At 61.4% G+C, this 18,537-nt stretch carries 18 protein-coding genes; 12 read left to right on the top strand and 6 right to left on the bottom strand.

The window, feature by feature from the left end; genetic code table 11:
* The 6 genes from kduI to ugpC all read left to right on the top strand — a co-directional run.
* On the top strand, positions 1–721 hold a 721-nt coding region (kduI, locus tag EOA78_RS29735; protein WP_127318657.1), incomplete at its 5' end, for a 5-dehydro-4-deoxy-D-glucuronate isomerase.
* Positions 718–3,243 (top strand): hypothetical protein, encoded by a 2,526-nt coding sequence (locus EOA78_RS29740; protein ID WP_245477833.1) that lies wholly within the window; start codon positions 718–720, stop codon positions 3,241–3,243. The genes kduI and EOA78_RS29740, both read left to right, overlap by 4 nt.
* Positions 3,244–3,327: 84 nt before the next feature.
* Positions 3,328–4,590, top strand: a complete 1,263-nt coding sequence (locus tag EOA78_RS29745; protein WP_127318659.1) for an ABC transporter substrate-binding protein — start codon at positions 3,328–3,330, stop codon at positions 4,588–4,590.
* A gap of 57 nt (positions 4,591–4,647) precedes the next feature.
* The gene (locus tag EOA78_RS29750) at positions 4,648–5,631 is read left to right on the top strand and encodes a sugar ABC transporter permease (RefSeq protein WP_245477840.1); all 984 of its coding nucleotides are present in this window, start codon (positions 4,648–4,650) and stop codon (positions 5,629–5,631) included.
* Positions 5,628–6,680, top strand: coding sequence for a carbohydrate ABC transporter permease (locus EOA78_RS29755; protein WP_127318663.1), 1,053 nt, complete (start codon positions 5,628–5,630; stop codon positions 6,678–6,680). The genes EOA78_RS29750 and EOA78_RS29755 overlap by 4 nt, the downstream gene beginning before the upstream one ends.
* Before the next feature lie 8 nt (positions 6,681–6,688).
* The gene (ugpC, locus tag EOA78_RS29760; protein WP_127318665.1) at positions 6,689–7,771 is read left to right on the top strand and encodes a sn-glycerol-3-phosphate ABC transporter ATP-binding protein UgpC; all 1,083 of its coding nucleotides are present in this window, start codon (positions 6,689–6,691) and stop codon (positions 7,769–7,771) included.
* Between the two features lie 348 nt (positions 7,772–8,119).
* Here the strand turns inward: ugpC and EOA78_RS29765 are convergent, their stop codons facing one another.
* From EOA78_RS29765 to EOA78_RS29790, 6 genes are all read right to left on the bottom strand, one after another.
* A complete protein-coding gene (locus EOA78_RS29765) occupies positions 8,120–9,079 on the bottom strand; it encodes a YeeE/YedE thiosulfate transporter family protein (RefSeq protein WP_127318667.1) in 960 nt (319 codons plus the stop codon).
* The gene (locus tag EOA78_RS29770; protein WP_245477834.1) at positions 9,076–9,384 is read right to left on the bottom strand and encodes a hypothetical protein; all 309 of its coding nucleotides are present in this window, start codon (positions 9,382–9,384) and stop codon (positions 9,076–9,078) included. Before EOA78_RS29770 ends, EOA78_RS29765 begins: the two co-directional genes overlap by 4 nt.
* A 107-nt stretch (positions 9,385–9,491) precedes the next feature.
* On the bottom strand, positions 9,492–9,998 hold the full coding sequence (msrA, locus tag EOA78_RS29775) for a peptide-methionine (S)-S-oxide reductase MsrA (protein ID WP_127318669.1): 507 nt from the start codon (positions 9,996–9,998) through the stop codon (positions 9,492–9,494).
* Positions 9,999–10,442 carry a peptide-methionine (R)-S-oxide reductase MsrB gene (gene msrB / locus EOA78_RS29780; RefSeq protein WP_127318671.1) on the bottom strand — a complete coding sequence of 148 codons (444 nt, stop codon included), beginning with the start codon at positions 10,440–10,442 and terminating at the stop codon, positions 9,999–10,001.
* Positions 10,443–10,704: 262 nt separating this feature from the next.
* On the bottom strand, positions 10,705–11,790 hold the full coding sequence (locus tag EOA78_RS29785; RefSeq protein WP_127318673.1) for an HlyD family secretion protein: 1,086 nt from the start codon (positions 11,788–11,790) through the stop codon (positions 10,705–10,707).
* An 11-nt stretch (positions 11,791–11,801) separates the two neighbouring features.
* Positions 11,802–13,349, bottom strand: a complete 1,548-nt coding sequence (locus EOA78_RS29790) for an MFS transporter (RefSeq protein WP_127318675.1) — start codon at positions 13,347–13,349, stop codon at positions 11,802–11,804.
* A 470-nt stretch (positions 13,350–13,819) separates the two neighbouring features.
* On the opposite strand from EOA78_RS29790, the gene EOA78_RS29795 reads away from it, so the two are divergent.
* The 6 genes from EOA78_RS29795 to EOA78_RS29820 all read left to right on the top strand — a co-directional run bounded on the left by EOA78_RS29795 (position 13,820) and on the right by EOA78_RS29820 (position 18,216).
* Positions 13,820–14,431, top strand: a complete 612-nt coding sequence (locus EOA78_RS29795; protein WP_127318677.1) for an NAD(P)H-dependent oxidoreductase — start codon at positions 13,820–13,822, stop codon at positions 14,429–14,431.
* A 323-nt stretch (positions 14,432–14,754) separates the two neighbouring features.
* Complete coding sequence (locus EOA78_RS29800; protein ID WP_127318679.1) at positions 14,755–16,047, top strand: epoxide hydrolase family protein; 1,293 nt, start codon at positions 14,755–14,757, stop codon at positions 16,045–16,047.
* A gap of 36 nt (positions 16,048–16,083) precedes the next feature.
* The gene (locus EOA78_RS29805; RefSeq protein ID WP_245477836.1) at positions 16,084–16,596 is read left to right on the top strand and encodes a cupin domain-containing protein; all 513 of its coding nucleotides are present in this window, start codon (positions 16,084–16,086) and stop codon (positions 16,594–16,596) included.
* Between the two features lie 26 nt (positions 16,597–16,622).
* On the top strand, positions 16,623–17,075 hold the full coding sequence (locus EOA78_RS29810) for a carboxymuconolactone decarboxylase family protein (RefSeq protein ID WP_127318681.1): 453 nt from the start codon (positions 16,623–16,625) through the stop codon (positions 17,073–17,075).
* A 49-nt stretch (positions 17,076–17,124) separates the two neighbouring features.
* Complete coding sequence (locus tag EOA78_RS29815; RefSeq protein WP_127318683.1) at positions 17,125–17,526, top strand: cupin domain-containing protein; 402 nt, start codon at positions 17,125–17,127, stop codon at positions 17,524–17,526.
* Positions 17,527–17,559: 33 nt separating this feature from the next.
* Positions 17,560–18,216 carry a VOC family protein gene (locus EOA78_RS29820; protein WP_245477838.1) on the top strand — a complete coding sequence of 219 codons (657 nt, stop codon included), beginning with the start codon at positions 17,560–17,562 and terminating at the stop codon, positions 18,214–18,216.
* The last annotated feature ends 321 nt before the right edge of the window (positions 18,217–18,537 follow it).

Genomic DNA, 18,537 nt, shown 5'->3' on the forward strand with positions numbered 1-18,537 from the left:
CGCCTACACCCATGTCGACCGCATGATCGTCGGCGGCGCGTGCCCGATTGGAGAGCCGCTGAGTTTCGGCGATGGCGCGGATGTCGGCACGCCTCATCTGTTCACCGCGCGCGAGATGGGCATCGCCAATCTCGGCGGCGCAGGAACCGTGAGCGTCGACGGACAACGCTTCGCGCTCGCCAACCGCGATGTGCTCTATGTCGGGCGCGGCGCTAAACAAGTGACGCTCGAAAGCGACAGCGCCGCGCAGCCCGCCTGGTTCTATATGAACTCGGTTCCGGCCGGCGCAGACATCAAGCATCGGCTGATCGCGAAATCCGAGGCGAAGCCGCTTGAACTCGGCGAGGAGCGACGCGCCAACAAGCGCACACTGCGCATGTACATTCATCCGGAAGTCGCGCCTTCCTGTCTGCTGCTGATGGGCATCACGGATCTCGCTCCGGGCAGCGTCTGGAACACCATGCCCCCTCACCTGCATGAGCGGCGTATGGAAGCCTATCTCTATTTCGATCTCGCGGCGGAAGATCGGGTGATCCATCTGATGGGACGGCCGGACAATACCCGCCATCTGATCGTGGCCAATGGCGACTGTGTCATCTCGCCGGCCTGGTCGATCCATATGGGCAGCGGAACCGGCCCCTATGCCTTCGTCTGGGGCATGACGGGCGAGAACCAGGCTTATAACGACGTGTCGCCCGTGCCTGTTGAGACGCTGCGATGAACACGGTGGAACCGATCAAGCACGATCTTGCGCTGCGCCGGCCGCTCGTATTCGGCGGCCCCGTCGTTTACTGGCTCATCGGCCCGACGTCTGAGCAGCGCTACGATGTTGCAGATCAGCCGATGCAAGGGGAGATGGATCCCTTCTTCTTCCTGACCAAGCACAAGAATTTTATCCCGCACGAATATCCCTGCCGAACCGAGTTTGCCGCCGAACGCCGCGGGAAACGGCCTAAGCCGCAGGGAGTGTTCGAGCCGGACCGTGTTTGGCTTCCGTTCGGCTCGCCGCGCGTCGACCTGTCGGGCTTCTGGTTCCGCCCGACCGTGATCGCCACCTGGGCAAGTACCGTGCTCGATGCAGGCTCGGACGGCCGGGCGCGGCTGCGGCTGCGCACCTGCGGCGGCGCCGTTTTGTTCGTCAACGGGATAGAAGCCGGGTGGATGGCGGCCTACGGGCGCAATCTCGAGGCTTCTCAGGATTTCGAGGTCGATCTCGTCGCCGGCGCCAACGAGATCAGCATCTGGTTCGACGATCTCGCCGAGCGTGACGCACGCTACTTCTTCCAACTCGACTATCTGTCGGGCCCAACTGCCGAACAGGTCTTGCCCACGACCGTCAAAGGCGACGTCGCGGCGGCCATGGAAGCCGCTCTCGACGCGATGCATTTCGAGCGTCCATTTTATTCCGGCGGCGAAGTTGCGCTGGTGACGGATGTCGCGCTGCCGGTTGCGGTGGATGTAGCGATCGTGATCGAGGGCGACTTCATGTCGATCGAAGCGCCCGTGATCTTCCGCCGCCGCATCGAAGCGGGGGCAAGACGTATCACTATTGCCGCCACGGAAGACCTTCCCGCCGACTTCCGGCATTTTGCCGTATCGCTCTCATCTTCAGGCTTTGTTGGCCAGCGGGTCTTCGGCGTGGAGATCTGTCATGCGGCGCGCCAGGGCCGCGCCCCTGCTATCCTTGCCGACAGGATCGGCGAAGCCCTGGAACAGGTCTCCAATTTCGCAGAGGCCGATACCGTGCGTGCGCTGGCGCGGCTGGCGACGGGCCGCGGCGGAGCCGAAACCGACGCCATCATTGCTGCTGCACTGCCGGCGATCGAAGATTGCCACGACTGCGCCGATTTCATCCTGGTTCCACTGCTGTGGTGCCGTCGTGCCTATGGCGACTCGATCGCGGTCGATCTCCGTCACCGCATTGACGAGGCGATCCTCAATTACCGCTATTGGATGGATGAGCCGGGTAACGACGTGCAGTGGTACTTCTCCGAAAACCATGCACTTCTGTTTCACACCGCGGCTTATCTCGGCGGCCATCTCTTGCCCGATGCCCGCTTTGTCCGCTCGGGGCGCACCGGCGCGGAGCAGTCGACCGTGGGCCTTGCGCGCGTGCGCGCTTGGCTCGATCATTTCGAGGAATGGGAAATGGCGGAATTCAACTCCGCCCCATATTTCCCGATCGATCTCAAGGGGTTGACGATCCTATACGCGCTTGGGCCAGATGCCGACGTTCGCCGGCGCGCTGGGGCTGCGATCAACCGCCTGCTCGAGATCGTCGCTCGCTCCGCTCAGCAGGGCATGCTTACCGGCGCGCAAGGACGCTCCTACGAACACACGCTACGCGCCGCCCGTTCGCTGGAACTTTCCGGCATTGCACGCATGCTGTGGGGCAAAGGCTTTTATGGCATGCGCTTCCACGCCCTGCCGCAGCTCGCGCTCTGCCTGCGCGACCATGGGCTCCACGTCCCGCAAGAGCTGACCGGCATCGCTTGCATGGAGGGCGATGACGCGCAGGAATGGTGCTTCGCGCAGGGCCAGAACCGGATCGCCAAGCTCTACCACTACAAGACCCGCGATTTCGCCATGGGAAGCGCGGCAGCCTATCGCTGGAACGAATGGGGTTATCAGGAAACGGTGCTGCACCTGCGCCTCGGCGGCAACCCCGACGCGCAGATATGGATCAACCATCCGGGCGAGACGATTCATTCGGGCTATGGCCGGCCGTCCTACTGGGGCGGCTCCGGATCTCTGCCGCGCGTGCATCAATACCGCGATCTGGCAGTTGTGCTGTTCAGCTGCGCTGCCGAGCAGCCCGACTTTACCCATGCCTGGTTCCCACAGAGCGCGTTCGATGAAGCGTGGGTCAAGGAAAATATCGCTTCGGCGCGCGGCGGCGATGGGCTCGCGATGCTGAAGGCCGACAGCGCCTTCGAGCTGGTCGGCCGCGGACCGACCGCTGGAAACGAGTTGCGCGTGCCAGGCCATCAAGCCGCATGGATCATCCGCTTGGGCCGGCGCCGGCAGTACAGGTCGCTGGAGGAATTCGAGGCGCGGTTTTCTCAGCTCGCGCTCGGCCACGGAAAAAACGACGTTCTGCATGTCAACGACCCGGAATACGGTGACGTGCTGTTCCATCCGGACGGCCGCATGGAGGCTGAGGACCGTGTGGTCGATCCGGCCGACTGGCAGGTCACGGGCGAAGCCACGTTCTTCACACCCAACGCCGTCGCAACCAGGTGAGGATCGGATCAAAAGGAGTCGGACAAGCAGCTCGGACAACGACAATCAAGCGGGGTGAAAACCGCAAAAGTGGAGGAGTGAACCATGAGAATGAATTCGATAATCCTGGGCCTTTCGGTGGGCCTTCTGTCGTCGACGGCGTTCGCAGGCGACGTTCGCGTGATGTGGTATTCGGATGGCGTCGAGGGCGAGGTCATACAGGATCTGCTCAACCGCTTCATGAAAGAAAATCCGGGCATCAACGTCATTCTCGACAATGTCGCCTACAAGGTTATCCAGGAGCAGCTTCCGGTCGAACTCGAGGCAGGACGTGGTCCTGATATCGCCCGCGTCACCAATATCAAAGAACTTGCCGATCATTGGCTCGACCTGACGCCTGTGGTGGCCGATCCAGCATACTGGCAGACGAATTTCGGCGACCAGTTCGACTGGATGCGCCCTGACGGTTCCAAGATCATTCCGGGCTTCATGACCCAGATCACGCTGACCGGCGGCTTCGTCAACAAGACGCTTTTCGAACAGGCCGGCGTGCCGATCCCGGCCGACACCGCGACCTGGGACGAATGGATCGATGCCGCCGGCAAGGTGCAGCAGAGTCAGCAGCTCAACGCTGCCTTTGCCATCGACCGCAGCGGCCATCGTATCTCGGCGCCGAACATCTCTTATGGCGCCAATTATATCGGCAGTGATGGACTGCCGGCACCGATCGATGCCGGCACGAAAGCCTTCGCCGAAAAGCTGGTCAATTGGGTTGCCGACGGCCGCATGAACAAGGAAATTTGGGTATCGGCGTCAGGCACCACCTATCGCGCCGGGGCCGACGACTTCATCAACGGGCAAATTGCCTACTACTATTCGGGCAGTTGGCAGGTTGCCAACCTTGCCGGCAAGATCGGCAAGAACTTCGACTGGGTGGCGACGGGTTCGCCGTGCGGCCCCGCCGCCTGCACCGGTATGCCGGGCGGCGCCGCGCTGGTCGCCATCAAATACACGAAGAACGCATCTGAAGTTGGCAAGGTGATGGACTTCCTGGGACGCGAGGACATCGTGCGCGAATTCACCGAGCGCACCCTGTTCCTGCCCGCACACAAGGGCGTTCTCGCCGGCAAGATTGATTACAAGACCGATGACGATAACGTCAAAGCGTCGCTCGAAGCGTTCCTTAAGGCATCGGGCAAGATCGCGCCGAATGCCGCCGCCCTGCCGGCATGGAAATGGGGAACTCCGGTTTATGGCGCGCTGGTGACCCGCATCAGTCAGGTCATGGCCGGCGAGCTGAAGCTCGACGAGGCTTTCGTCCGCATCGACGAGGACATCAAGGCAAAGGTGGCCGAGGCATCGAAGTAGCGTCGCGGCAGTGTCATGGGAGACGTCCGAAACGGCATAGCAACCCGCGCCGGCGCCATGATCCTGGCGCCGGTCGGCTGGCTTGCGAATGTTTTCGATGCGCCACTGCGCATGTTGCAACGGCGCACGGGCAGCAATGGCATGGCCGTGTTCTTCCTGGCGCCGAACATGCTGGTGTTCGGCATTTTCGTGCTGTTTCCGCTGGTCATCAACATCCTGTATTCGATGACCGGTGGCGGGGCGCTGTTCCTCGGCGACCGCACCTTCGTCGGCGCCGATCAGTATGGGCGGCTGTTCAGTTGCGGCAGCTATCTCGATCCGAAGAGCTGCACCGAGGACCTGTTCTGGATCGCGGTTTGGAACACCCTGACCTTCGTTGTGCTGCAAGTGGCGATGATGGTCGCCGTAGCGCTTGTCACCGCACTCGTGCTCAACCGTGAGTTGCGTGCGCGCAGTTTCTGGCGCGCCGTGTTCTTCTTCCCTGTCCTTTTGTCGCCGGTCGTGGTCGGTCTCATCTGGCGCTGGATCCTGCAGCGGCAGGGACTGCTCAACCTGATGGTGTTCGAGGCGGGCGGAACCCCGGTCAACTGGCTGGTGGAGCGCAACTGGGCCTTCGTGGCCACGATCATGGTGTCGGTCTGGGCCCATGTCGGCTTCTATGCGCTGATCCTTCTCGCCGGCCTTCAAGCCATTCCGAAAGAGCTCTACGAGGCCGCCGAGATGGACGGCACGCGGCCCTTGCGCGTCTTCTGGCGCATAACGCTGCCCTTGCTGGCGCCCAACCTCCTGGTCGTGCTGGTGCTGACGCTCATCCGCGCCGTGCAGATATTCGACGAAGTCTATGTGCTGACCGGCGGTGGTCCCGGGACGAGCACGCTGTTCCTCACGCAGTACATCTACGAGGTCGGCTTCGCCTCGCTGCTGCGCAATCCGGGGCTCGCCTCCGCTGCCTCGATTCTCATGGGAGCGGTGTTGGTCGTGCTGACCTTGATCCAGCTTGGCATCGCAAAGCGCAACGAACAGCGGGGCAAAACGCGATGAGCAGGGTTGCGGAATTCCTGTTCCGCCGTCGCGGCGGCGCCGGCTGGCACTGGACGGACGTTTTCACCTGGTTCTGGCTGATCGGTGGGCTGATTGTCATGTTCGGCCCGGCGCTCTGGCTGGTCAACTCGTCGTTCAAGACGCCTGCCGCGCTGGCGGAGTTTCCGCCGACAATTTTGCCCTATATCACCGCCGAAGCTATCGTAGAAGGGTACGAGGAGCCGCTGAAGCTCTTCGAGGTGCGCAATGACGACGGCAGCGTGCGCGTGCTCGCCGAAGTGCGCCGCCTCGGCACCATCGCGCAGATGGTCGATCCCGCCAACCCGGGCGCGATCATACGCGTCAACATCCGGAACCGTACGCCCAAGCGCAGCATCGCCTTCGCGCTCGACAATTATGTCCAGCCTTTCCTCGCCTTTGACTTCTTCCTCTATCTGCGCAACTCGGTCTTCGTCACCGTGGTCGCGACCCTGATTACGCTCCTGACCAATTCGATGGCTGCGTTCGCACTGTCGAAGTACAATTTTCGGGGACGTTCGGCTGTGATGATGCTCATCGTCGCGACGCTGATGGTGCCGCTCTCCGTCATTCTGGTGCCGCTCTATTCGGTCATCTCGGCGATGGGACTGTTCAACTCGTTATGGGGCGTGATCCTGCCCACAGTGGCGACGCCCACGGGCGTCTTCATGCTACGCCAGTACATGCTGACGATCCCCGACGAGCTGATCGATGCAGCGCGCATGGACAAAGCGTCCGAATGGCAGATCTACTGGCGCATCATCCTGCCGCTGACCGCCCCCGCGCTGGCGGTACTCGCGATCTTTTCCGTCGTCTGGCGCTGGAACGACTTCCTCTGGCCGCTGATCGTTTTGTCGCGCAAGGAGGTCTATACGCTGCAGGTTGGTCTCAACACCTATGCCGGCGAACTCAACGTGCAATGGCATTACATCCTGGCCATGACTGTCGTCACCATGATCCCGGTCGTGCTGGTGTTCATTTTCCTTCAACGCTTCATCACCACCGGCATTGCCGGCTCCGGTCTGAAATAGAGGCTAACATGAGCCAGATCACACTCACCGACGTATCGAGGGCATTCGGCAAGATCGGCGTGCTGCACGACATAAATCTCGATATTCTTGACGGTGAGCTGATCGTCTTCGTCGGCCCCTCCGGCTGCGGCAAGTCCACGCTGCTGCGGCTCATCGCCGGGCTTGATCGGCCGACAGGCGGCGCCATCGCGATCGACGGCAAGGACGTGACCACCGTTCCAGCCGCCGACAGGGGATTGGCGATGGTGTTCCAATCCTACGCACTTTACCCGCACATGAGCGTGCGCCAGAACCTGGCCTTCGGACTGGAGAACGCCCGTATGGCGCGCGCCGAAATCGATGCGCGCATCGCCGAAGCCGCGCGGATGCTGGAAATCGCGCCGTATCTCGACCGGCGCCCCGGCCAGCTCTCCGGCGGCCAGCGCCAGCGCGTCGCGATCGGCCGCGCCATCGTGCGCAATCCAACCGCTTTCCTGCTTGACGAGCCGCTGTCCAATCTCGACGCCGAACTGCGCATCTCGACACGCGCCGAACTGGCCGCCCTGCACGAGCGGCTTTCGGCGACGATGGTCTATGTCACGCACGACCAGATCGAGGCGATGACGCTTGCCGACCGCATCGTTGTGCTGCGCGCCGGCCGCATCGAGCAGATTGGCACGCCGCTCGACCTCTACAATCATCCGGCCAATCTGTTCGTCGCCGGTTTCATCGGTGCACCGCGTATGAACCTCCTACCGGTAAAGCTGGCACCCGCGGGCACTGGCCGGTCAAGCCTCACGCTGGACGGTTCAGCTGGATTCGAGATCGACGGGAACGTCAGCGCGGCGAATTGCGACGTGACGCTCGGGCTGCGGCCGCATCACATCGGCCTCGCCGACGCCGGCAAGGGAGATATTGCGGCGTCCGTCGCGCTGGTGGAGGCGCTCGGCTCCGAGACAATCGTCCACGCCAAGATAAGCAGCGGCCGGACCATGCTTGCGGTTGTCGCCGGACAATGTTCGGTGGCTTCAGGCGACACGGTCGATCTGAAGTTCGATACCAGCCATCTGCATCTTTTCGATAACACCGGCTTGCGCATCGCTGTGAGGTAGAACTCGGTGAACCCTGCCCGGGTGGCGTTGGAGAATGACTGGGCGTCCCGGCATGACCCTTGGATCGTGCTCGTGCGAGAAAAATCAAACTGAGTGATGCGGGATAGCGAAGCTCGATTGGCCGACTTTTAGAGCGAACTTGGCCATAAGATCGAAAGATTTTGGTGGGCCCGGAGGATGTCTGGAAAACAAGCTAGATCAAGCGGTTAGCGATCAGTGGGACTGCGCAGCATTCAAATCCGTTCCAATGATTTTCAATGTTTCTGTCCCACTCACAAAGCGCTACTTAACCCAGATCGACCTTGCTCAAAGACGTCGTGCAAGACGTTTGGGTGACACGGGCCACCGTCATGACCAGGATCTTGCCATCGAACCGAATTTGGCGATGAGGACGGCGAGCGTCGCAACGAAAAGTGTATAGGCAAGCACGGCTTGCCATGCTCCCATGGGCAAACCAATCATGAGCAGCGTATCGTTCCCGCCGGGAATAAGTAGCGCACCCAACCCCATCAGGGTGCCCGCAAACGTTCGCCTGACTGCAGTCTTGACTGTCGGCCATTTCAATGTGAAACGCCGCTTCATAAATCTTGCGGAAGCAAAGCTGCCCGCGAACATGCAGACCGAGATCACGGCGCCAGCGACAGGTATCGACACGATCGATCCGATCGGTGCCGTGATCGAGAACCCCGGTTCGAAAATGGCCACCAGAGTGAAGGTGATCCCGATCGCGCCCATCGACAAGGTCAGTCGCATGAAGTTGGACTCGGTCCTTCGCGACACACCGAACCTCAGCGCCAGAAACGCCAACATCGCAAGTGCGATAAGCACGGGCCCAATCGGCAGCGAAGCACTTGTAGGCGGCTGATCCGGAACTAGGTCGAACCGAGATTCGGCGTAAAACACCGCAATAATGCCGAGAAACGCGAATCCGAAGTCAATTTCGCCGTTTCCTATATGCCCGACCGACCCGAACACGCATGCACCGTTCAGATACGTACCGAGTCCGAACAACATTGCTGCCGGAACCAGATAGATAACTGGCAACCAACCTTCCGGCATCGTCGGCGACGCTTTGAGGATTGCGTAGACGAGCGCTGCCAGCACGGCGCCCTCGACGAGCACGATGAATCGCGCCGGCCTCTTCTCCGAGACCAATTCCCTCGTGGCAATGACGGTGCAAATCGAGCCCTGGTTAAGCGCGAAGCCGAGGACAAATCCCAACACCCCAAGTAAAGCAATACCCGCCCAAGTATCCTTGCTTGCTTCCGCAAGGCTCGATCCAGATATGTTCACGAGGAGTTCGCTCATTCGGCAGCCGGAATCGCCCCCGCTGAGTCTGCGGAGAAGCCGCGGACGAAGTCGATCACCTTGGCCGAAGACATTTCGCACGGCCGCAGGTGAACCTCACCCGCTGGGGTACGATAGAGGTTGAAGCTAACGATTTCGCGACCCCCGAGTTCTCGGGCGAATAGCTTCGTGCAGCCAGTCGATCTTTCAATGGTGACACCATAGGCCGATCCGCGATAGCTGCCACGTGCAAAGCCATTGGGAAATCTTCCAAGGCTGTCCAGGAAAGCCGAGAGCTCATCTGCTTTGGTCATCTCTGCGCTCAAACCTTGGCTCTCCGTTGGTCCACCCGACGAGTTGGGCTGGTGTGTGAGGAGGCATGAAGGAATGTGTCTCGGCTCCGCGTTTCCACTGGCGAAGACGAGCTTGCCGGCTATTCGGCCGCGACGCGGCGGGGCAGCACCCAGTCGGAACGTGGATAATGGCAACTATAGCCGCCGGGATAGCGCTCCAGGTAATCCTGATGCTCCGGCTCCGCGTACCAGAAATCTCCTGCCGGCTCGACGTCAGTCACGACCTTTCCCGGCCACAGGCCGGAAGCGTCCACATCTGCGATGGTGTCCTCGGCTATCCGCTTCTGCTCTTCGTCCACGTAGTAGATCGCCGAGCGGTAGGAACTGCCGAAGTCGTTGCCCTGTCGGTTTCGTGTGGTGGGATCGTGAATCTGGAAGAAGTACTCCAGTATCCGACGATAGCTGATCATCTCGGGATCGAAGATGATTTCTATGCCCTCGGCGTGATTGCCGTGGTTGCGGTAGGTCGCGTTCGACTCGTTGCCGCCGGTGTAGCCGACGCGGGTCTCAACGACGCCAGGCAGCTTGCGGATTAAGTCCTGCATCCCCCAGAAGCAGCCACCGGCCAGAACGGCTTTCTCAGTCATCTAGATATCCTCCGCCTGGTTGAGATATGCGCCATACCCCTCGGCCTCCATTTCGGCGCGCGGGATGAAGCGCAGTGCTCCCGAATTAATGCAGTAACGCAACCCGCCCTGGTCTTCGGGGCCGTCCGCAAAGACGTGGCCAAGGTGACTGTCGCCATGCACCGAGCGAACTTCGGTGCGGATCATACCATGCGTGTCGTCCCGCAGTTCGTTGACGTTTGCCGCCTCGATCGGTCTGGTAAAGCTCGGCCAGCCGGTTCCGGAGTCGAACTTGTCGGTCGAAGAGAACAGCGGTTCGCCGGAAACGACGTCGACATAAATGCCCGGCTCCTTGTTGTCATGATATTCTCCTGTGAAGGGGCGCTCAGTACCGTGCTCCTGCGTCACGCGATACTGCGCCGGAGTGAGCTTGCTGACCGCTTCCTTCGTCTTAGCGTATTTCATCGCCTGCTCCATTATTTCGACAGTGTTGGTCCCAATTCGCGGGACGTGGCGGAGATTGCCAAGGCCGTTGTTCAGCCCTTGCACAACAAATGTAACAACAGCTGCCGCGATGCTATTGCACGAAGGTATTGGCGATACTTTCGCATGGCCTGCATGACCAGCAGGCGGTCTGGCGGGAAGGCACGGCTCAAGAATACCAGGCAGGTGCCTGGTCTCGCGCACGATTGTGGATCGGAGCGCCATTGTTGCGACCAGCATCGCATCAGGGCGCTGCCTCAGCGTTGGGAGCACCGACTCGCGCTCCGGTCATGTCTTGCGTTCCGGAGGACAGCACCACCAAAGCCGACATTCCGGGCCGCAGACGATCGAGGTCGGCTTGTCCTGGATCGAAGGTGATCTTGACCGGGATGCGTTGGACAATACGGGTGAAATTGCCAGTTGCGTTGTCAGCCGGCAGGAGCGCGAACTGTGCTCCGCTGGCAGGTGACAGGCTCTCGACGCGCCCGTTGAACTTTTTCCCGGGAATCGCATCGATCGAGATCGCTATGCTGTCTCCAATCCGCAGGCCCGCAATCTGTGTCTCCTTAAAATTGGCTACGACCCAGAAATCTTGAGACACGACCGCGACCAGCAGAGTACCCGCGCGGACATACTGCCCGACCCTGGCCTGGCGTTCAGCCACCCAACCCTCAGCGGGCGACGACACAACGGTACTCTCAAGTTCAATTTCGGCCAGCGTCAGGGCCGCCGTGGCGGCGGCGATGTCGGCCTCAAGCTGCGGGCGCTGGGTCTCAAGCACCTGCATCTGCTGCCTGGCCGCAGCCAAGTTTGCCTGGGATTCGGCGATCTTCGCGCGCGCTCGCAGGTGGTCCGCTTCCGTTTGGTCGCTTATCGACTGCGAAGCCCAACCGCCTTTGGTCAGTTTGTGAGCACGCGCGAAATCGCGCGCGGCGCGGTTGGCGTCGGCTTCCGCGCCTTGTAAGGCCGCGATCGTCTGTTCAATAACAGCGCGCTGCAGGTCGATCCGGCTGGTTAGATTGGCAAGCAACGCGCGGTGCATGGCGACACCGGCGGCAGCTTGGTCAACCCGTGCGCGATAGTCGCGATCATCAATCCGGAACAGGATGTCCCCGGCTTTCACCCCCTGATTGTCACGTACGGCAACGTCAATGATGTAGCCGCTGACCTTTGGGCTGATAGGAGTAACGTCGCCGCGTACGTAAGCATTGTCGGTCGAAGTCGAACGCAGAGCCGTCAGCCATCGTCCTGGCTGAATCGAAGTCGCCGCCGCAGCAAATACGGCCCCGCCTATCAGGAGACTGCTCAAACCAGCGCTTAACAGCTTCATGGTCGTTCTCCTCAGGTGACGTGTGGGGGTCGCAAGGGCGGCGACCGGCCGATCGCGACGGTCCCGACCGCGCCGATCAACAACACGGCGACAACCAGAAGGAATGCGTCGTTGAACGCCAGGACCCATGCCTCGCGCCTCGCAATTGAGGCCGCAACGGTGTGGGCTATCGTGCCGTCGTCGTCGACTTGCCGGTTCGCGAACGCTCCTGCGAGGGCCGTCAGACGATCAGCATCGAGCGCGTTGTAGAGTGATACATTCTCGGTAATGACGTTGGAGTGAAATTTTTCACGCTCGGTGACGAAATGGGACACCACGCCGATACCGAGAGTGACGCCGCCGAGCGTCGTCGCGTTGAAAGTAAGGGAGGCCGTCGGAAGATCAGCGGGCTTTAGCAAGGACGTGCCGACGACCATGGCCGGCGTCAGGAACAGCAACTGGCCTACCGAGAAGACCACCAGCATCAGACGGAATTGCTCGGCGGCGACGAGAGCGGTGCTGCCCACCATCAACGCCGTCCCGATCGCGCAGAGCGAAAAACCGAGCCCCATGACTACGCGCATGTCGAGACGATGCATCAACTGCCAGACCAGCGGCAATGCGAGGAGCTGCGGGATTGCCGCCCAAAGCATCAGCTCGGCCACCTCCAAGGGCCGATAGCCTTGAACGACCGCAAGAAACTGTGGAACGAGATAGGAGGTCACGACCAGGCTGACGCGAAACACCAAATTGAGCGCGATCGGGATGCCGAATTTTCGTGTGACCAGCAGCCGGGGCGACATGATCGGCAGCGGTGAGAACCGCACCAGAAACGCGAACCCGACCCACGCTGCGATCGATGCTGCTGTGCCCCAGAAAATCATTTCGTTCTCGAACCAGAAACGCCGCGTGCCCTGACTGAGCACGAGCATCAGAGTCGCCAGGGCAAGCGACAGAAGGAATACGGCGATCCAGTCGGTCTTGAGGGCCGACCAATCTGGACGTTCCTGATATGGCGCCCAGGCATGGGCCGCGAGGGCCAGCGTCGCGCCGATGCAGGCCTGGATCAGGAACAGCGCCTGCCAGCCAAGGCTGTCTTCGGCAAACCCCGCGATGACCGGTCCCAGTGAGCCAGGGAACAGAAGCACGAATGCGAGCAACGTCACGCCGAACGGAAGCCGCGGCCCGCCCGTAACCATGAAGACGGCGACGAATGCCGCCGGACCAAAACCGCCGGCCGCAAACCCCTGGATTGTGCGTAGCGCAACCATCACCTGGAGATCCGGGGCTGTGGCGCAGGCCAGCGCGGTGATGGCGAAGGTCGTGGCGCTCACCACGAGGTATCGGCCGATGCTGAGGAACTTGATGAGAGGGCCGGAGGCGACGATCCCCGCAAAACTGGCCATAGTGTAAATCGTCAAGATCCACGACACCTCGTCGGGCGTGGAAAACAGGCCCCCCTGGACGTCGGTGATATTGGTCGAGACGAACTGCGCCGACAGGCTGATGAACAATGACCCGGCCAGGCCGGCAGCAAGAAACAGCGCCTTGCTTGGTGTCAGCGCGTTCGGCGTCGTCATGACAGCCACTCTTCAAATTCGCAACGGTTGGCGATCCGCAACGCTACCGCCGAGCCGCATGGAGTCCATTGTATGAAGGTGTCGCCAATACCTTGGGATTGGTTGGCGCAGTGCTGTGCAAATGGCGCCTTTGAAGTTCTCAGGCCGTCCCGGGTTGGCGAGAAGCCATTTGGCCGCCACGTAGCCGCCGCTGCCCGGCAAACAGACTGACGTGATCTTCCCATCGTCGATGCCTATGAGCGAGGAACGGCTACTTACCGGCGAGCCGACCCAAAAGTATCGCCGATACCATCGGGCAATAGATTTTGTCTCCGTCCAGAGTGATCTCTGCAGGCAGCAACCGCAGGGACATAGGAGAACATCGTGTTGGCATTCCATCCCTGACACGTCGCGACTTGCTTGCCATCGCAGCTAGCGGGGCCGCTCAGCCCCCCACCCCGGACAACTCGTCATGAACCAGGAGATCAACCATGCCCCATAAGATCGCTGTTCTGGTCGGAAGCCTCCGCACCGGTTCGCTCAACCGAAAGGTAGCGGAGTTGCTTGTCCGGATAAGTCCTAATGACCTCAGCCTGGAGATTGTCGGTATAGGAGATCTGCCGCTCTACAATGAAGATCTCGACGAGAACGCGCCGCGGGAGTGGCAGGCTTTCCGTGAACGGATCAAAGCATCAGATGCCATCCTATTCGTCACACCGGAGTATAACCGTTCCGTTCCGGGAGCGCTTAAGAACGCGATTGACGTTGGCTCCCGTCCATATGGCGCGAGTGTTTGGGACGGAAAACCGGGAGGGGTGATCACGGCATCACCGGGCGCAATCGGAGGATTTGGGGCCAATCACCACCTCCGCCAGATGTTCGTTTTCCTCAACGTGCTGGTTATGCAGCAACCTGAAGCCTACTTGAGCCACGCAAGCGAAATGTTCGATGAGAGTGGCGCGCTGGTACATGAGAGGTCTCGAGAATTTCTCACCAGTTTCCTCGACGCGTACGCCAAGTGGGTGACTAAGTGTCTTAGTCATGCTGACCTCGACCAGAAACGCCTGAGTTTGCCGACGACCCGATTCCGCGTCAGTGCTTGAAAGCGCTGGTGGACGCGATATCGGCGCGTGGCCCAGGGCGCGCAATTCCCGATCGGATCGATCCGCGCGATCTCAGCGTCCAGACTCTGTCCCTCGAGGCGTGAATGGACTGAAATCGTCAGGCGGTGCCATCTGCCGGTAGTCGGGGAAGGACAGATCGGTCCTGCCTAGCTCGCTAACTTCGGCTAACCTGCATTCGAAACGCATCTTTACTTCGAGAAACCAATACAAACGTATGGCCGATACCAACGTTCAATAGATTTGCTTCGCTCGATATCTAATATTCGCATCCGATCATTTCCTAGGATGACAGAGAGGACGTCATGTCAGCAATATCGCTAACGCCTACTCGACGCGAACTCCTTGCCGTCACGGCGGCCGCCGGAGCGCTCAGCGTGATCCCAAAGAGGCTGCGCGCCGCCGGGAGCGAACCGATCCGCCCCTTTGTGGTCAGCGTCCCGCAAGGGGAGATCGACGAGCTCCGCCGGCGCATTGCCGCGACCCGCTGGCCCACCAAAGAACTCGTCAACGATCGGTCGCAGGGCGTGCAACTGGCGACGTTGCGGGCGCTCGCCCGCTACTGGACGAGCGAGTACGACTGGCGCAGGTGCGAGGCACGACTGAACGCACTGCCGCAGTTCACCACCGAGATCGACGGGGTGGATATCCACTTCATCCACGTCAGGTCCCGGCATGAGAACGCGTTGCCGCTGATCATGACACATGGCTGGCCCGGCTCAATCATCGAGCTCCTCGATACCGTCGCTCCCCTGACCGACCCGACCTCACATGGTGGCAATCCCGAGGACGCATTCCACCTCGTGCTGCCGTCCTTGCCTGGCTACGGCTTCTCCGGCGAGCCAACCGAACTCGGCTGGGGGTCCGGCCGCATCGCACGCGCGTGGGCGGAGCTGATGAACCGCCTCGGCTACACGCGCTACGTCGCCCAAGGGGGCGACGTAGGCGCCAACGTGACCGACGCGATGGGCCGCCAAGGGCCCGAAGGGCTGATCGGCATCCACGTCAACTTGCTCTCCGGGGCGTTCGCCCTCAAGGACCGACTGCCGGCGGGATCCGAGGAGGAACAAGCGGCGCTCAAAGCGCTCGAGGCGTTCACGACGGACGGCTTCGGCTACTTCCTGGAGCAATCCACCCGGCCGCAGACGATCGGCTTCTCTTTGCTGGATTCACCCGTCGGGCTGGCTGCCTGGATGCTCGACCACGACACGGACAGCTATTACAAGATGTCCCGCGCGTTCGTCGACGGCGAGCCCGTGGGCGGTCTCACCCGGGAAGGCATCGTCGACAACATCACGCTGTACTGGTTGACGGGCACCGGCGCGACGGCGGCCCGGTGGTACTGGGAGTTCGGACGGTTCCTGGCCGAAGCCCGTGCGAGCGGCGAGGCGCGTCCGGCGGTCAAGGTTCCCGTCGGCTTCACAACGTTCCCCGGCGAGATCTGGGCTGCCCCACGTAGTTGGGTCGAGGCAGTCTATCCCAACCTCGCTTACTTCAACGAGGTCGACAAAGGCGGGCACTTCGCCGCCTGGGAAGAACCGCAGCTCTTCTCGGCCGAACTGCGCGCGGCCTTCAGGTCGCTTCGGCCGGCAGACTGATCACCGGCTCCGGCCCACGGACGAAAGGATCTCCACATGAAAACGACTCGACCGATGGTCGTCGTAGCAGCGGCATTGTTCGTCGGAAGCGGTTTGCCGTTGGACAGGGCGCAGGCGCACCAGGCTGCCCATTGGCGCACCGATCTGCTGCCGCACGAAGCGGCGGCCTCAGCGTTTATCACGACCGGGGGCACGCAGGGCACGGCTCGCGGCGAAACCGTCACCGTCATTGCGCACGAGGCTATCCCAGACGTGCCAGGGAAGCGCCTGGTCAGCCTTGTCGTCGACTACCAGCCTGGGGCGGGCTCGGCCGCGCACCATCATGCCCGTTCGGCCTTCATCTACGCCTATGTCATCTCGGGTGCCGTCCGGAGCCAGGTCGATGACGAGCCCGTCCGTGTCTACCGGGTCGGCGAGACGTGGTTCGAGAAGCCGGGCGCCCATCATCGGGTGAGCGCCAACGCCAGTGACATCGAGCCGGCGCGGCTGCTCGCCGTATTCATCGTCGATGCGGCGGATGAGCAGTTGGTGACCCCCGACCCTGAATGAAGGAACCGGACGGAAGGACATGATTCATGTCTCAGCGGACGAACTACTATGCGGCCTCGCCGGGTGGGATGAAGGCGCTCGGCACTGCTTACACACATGTTCGCCAGTCGGGGCTCCCCTCGCGGCTCGTTGATCTCGTGTTCCTGCGCGTCTCGCAGATAAACGGATGCGCCTACTGCATAGACACGCATTCGCGCGATCTCCTCAAGGCCGGACTGCCTGTGGAGCGCCTTGTTCTGGTCGCCGCATGGCGGGACGCCGGCAGCCTTTTCGACGAGCAGGAAAGGGCCGCGCTCGCCTGGTCGGAAGTTGTAACCCGGCTCGGCGATGAGGGTGTTGTGGACAGCGCGTTCGAGGCAGTGGCTGCAGTCTTTGGCGAGAAGCAGTTGGTCGACCTGACGATCGCGGTCGGTCTTATGAATGCCTACAACCGAATAGCGATCAGCTTCCGTGCAACACCAACGGCGCTCGCTGCCTGATCAATCCAGCCAACACATCCATCACGTGAAAACAACGAAGGAGGTTCTCATGAAGACGGCTCGAATGATGGCGGCAGCAGCGATGATCGTCGCAAGCGCCTGGGCGCATCAAACGGCGCAAGCGCAGTTTGCAGATCTCAAACGCACCAACCTCATGCAACACGATCTGAGTGTCCCGGGGCGCGAGGTCATCCAGGTGCGCGTCGACTTCCCTCCCGGGGCACTTGCCGCCAAGCACAGCCATCCGGGTGAAGAGCTCGTCTATGTCGTCGAAGGCGCGCTTGAGTATGAGCTCGAGGGCAAGCCGCCAATAACGGTCAAGGCCGGCGAGGTGCTGTTCATCCCCTACGGAACCCCGCATGCGGTGAAAAACGTCGGTAGCGGCGACGCGGCGGAACTCGCCACCTACATCGTTGAAAGGGGCAAGCCGCTTGCCATGCAGGGGAACTGAACGATCCCACATCATCAAACAGAGGAGACCGACATGAACACCATGACTCAAGTGCGCAGCGCAGCTGAAATCGAAAACGCGCAACCCGTCGACCTGAAATTCGAGGTGACTGCTATCCCCGTCGCGGACGTCGAACGCGCCAAGCGCTTTTACAGCAATCTGGGATGGAGGCTCGACGGCGACTTCGCCGTCGGCGACAACTTCCGGGGCATACAGTTCACGCCTCCAGGTTCCCCTGCCTCGATTCACTTCGGCAAGGGAGTAACGCCGGCCGCGCCAGGCTCGGCGAGCGGGCTCTTTCTCGTTGTTTCCGATATCGAGGCGGCGCGCGCCGAACTCGTGAGCCGCGGCGTCGACGTGAGCGACATCTTCCACGTCGAAGGCCCTGGGCATCCGCCCATGCCCGGTGCGGATCCGGAGCGGCGCAGCTATCACACCTACGCCACGTTCAAGGACCCGGACGGCAACACCTGGCTGTTGCAGGAGATAACCAACCGCTTCCCGGGCCGCATTGACTCGAACACGACGAGTTTCGCCTCCGCCTCCGATCTGGCGGACGCGATGCGGCGCGCGTCGGCAGCTCACGGCGAGCACGAGAAACGCAACGGCGGTCAGCGGGACGAGAACTGGCCAGATTGGTATGCCGAGTACATGGCGGCGGAGCAGGCCGGCAAGGAGCTGCCCTGGTGAGCAGCCGCTACCGTGTGATCGAGATGCACTCTCGCACTCTCACGGCCGCAACATCACTAGAGGGCCAGGCGCCCTACTCGTAACAGGGCAGTTGTGGAGAACCGATACCATCGTCTCATGGACCTTTGCTCAGGGCGGGCGCCATACTAAGCGCGCGAGTTGCACGCTCCGCCCCTGGCTTGGGTAATTCGTACCATCTGGAAGCGCCCGCGTGGCCGAAGCCGCTAAACCGAATGCCGTTTCGCTTGAGAGGTGACGATCCCACGGAGACACTCCACAGAGGCCGGGCCATGAAGTCGCATTCTTCAGAGATCGCAATTC

Source organism: Mesorhizobium sp. M5C.F.Cr.IN.023.01.1.1 (genome assembly GCF_003997585.1).
GTDB lineage: Bacteria > Pseudomonadota > Alphaproteobacteria > Rhizobiales > Rhizobiaceae > Mesorhizobium > Mesorhizobium wenxiniae.

Excerpts from the sequence above, each read along its gene's own strand:
- msrB (WP_127318671.1), bottom strand. The coding sequence starts at position 10,442 with ATGAAATACGCTAAGACGAAGGAAGCGGTCAGCAAGCTCACTCCGGCG.
- ugpC (WP_127318665.1), top strand. The coding sequence starts at position 6,689 with ATGAGCCAGATCACACTCACCGACGTATCGAGGGCATTCGGCAAGATC.
- EOA78_RS29790 (WP_127318675.1), bottom strand. The coding sequence starts at position 13,349 with ATGACGACGCCGAACGCGCTGACACCAAGCAAGGCGCTGTTTCTTGCT.
- EOA78_RS29740 (WP_245477833.1), top strand. The coding sequence starts at position 718 with ATGAACACGGTGGAACCGATCAAGCACGATCTTGCGCTGCGCCGGCCG.
- msrA (WP_127318669.1), bottom strand. The coding sequence starts at position 9,998 with ATGACTGAGAAAGCCGTTCTGGCCGGTGGCTGCTTCTGGGGGATGCAG.
- EOA78_RS29800 (WP_127318679.1), top strand. The coding sequence starts at position 14,755 with ATGTCAGCAATATCGCTAACGCCTACTCGACGCGAACTCCTTGCCGTC.
- EOA78_RS29805 (WP_245477836.1), top strand. The coding sequence starts at position 16,084 with ATGAAAACGACTCGACCGATGGTCGTCGTAGCAGCGGCATTGTTCGTC.
- EOA78_RS29785 (WP_127318673.1), bottom strand. The coding sequence starts at position 11,790 with ATGAAGCTGTTAAGCGCTGGTTTGAGCAGTCTCCTGATAGGCGGGGCC.
- EOA78_RS29815 (WP_127318683.1), top strand. The coding sequence starts at position 17,125 with ATGAAGACGGCTCGAATGATGGCGGCAGCAGCGATGATCGTCGCAAGC.
- EOA78_RS29755 (WP_127318663.1), top strand. The coding sequence starts at position 5,628 with ATGAGCAGGGTTGCGGAATTCCTGTTCCGCCGTCGCGGCGGCGCCGGC.
- EOA78_RS29765 (WP_127318667.1), bottom strand. The coding sequence starts at position 9,079 with ATGAGCGAACTCCTCGTGAACATATCTGGATCGAGCCTTGCGGAAGCA.
- EOA78_RS29820 (WP_245477838.1), top strand. The coding sequence starts at position 17,560 with ATGAACACCATGACTCAAGTGCGCAGCGCAGCTGAAATCGAAAACGCG.
- EOA78_RS29795 (WP_127318677.1), top strand. The coding sequence starts at position 13,820 with ATGCCCCATAAGATCGCTGTTCTGGTCGGAAGCCTCCGCACCGGTTCG.
- EOA78_RS29750 (WP_245477840.1), top strand. The coding sequence starts at position 4,648 with ATGATCCTGGCGCCGGTCGGCTGGCTTGCGAATGTTTTCGATGCGCCA.
- EOA78_RS29810 (WP_127318681.1), top strand. The coding sequence starts at position 16,623 with ATGTCTCAGCGGACGAACTACTATGCGGCCTCGCCGGGTGGGATGAAG.
- EOA78_RS29745 (WP_127318659.1), top strand. The coding sequence starts at position 3,328 with ATGAGAATGAATTCGATAATCCTGGGCCTTTCGGTGGGCCTTCTGTCG.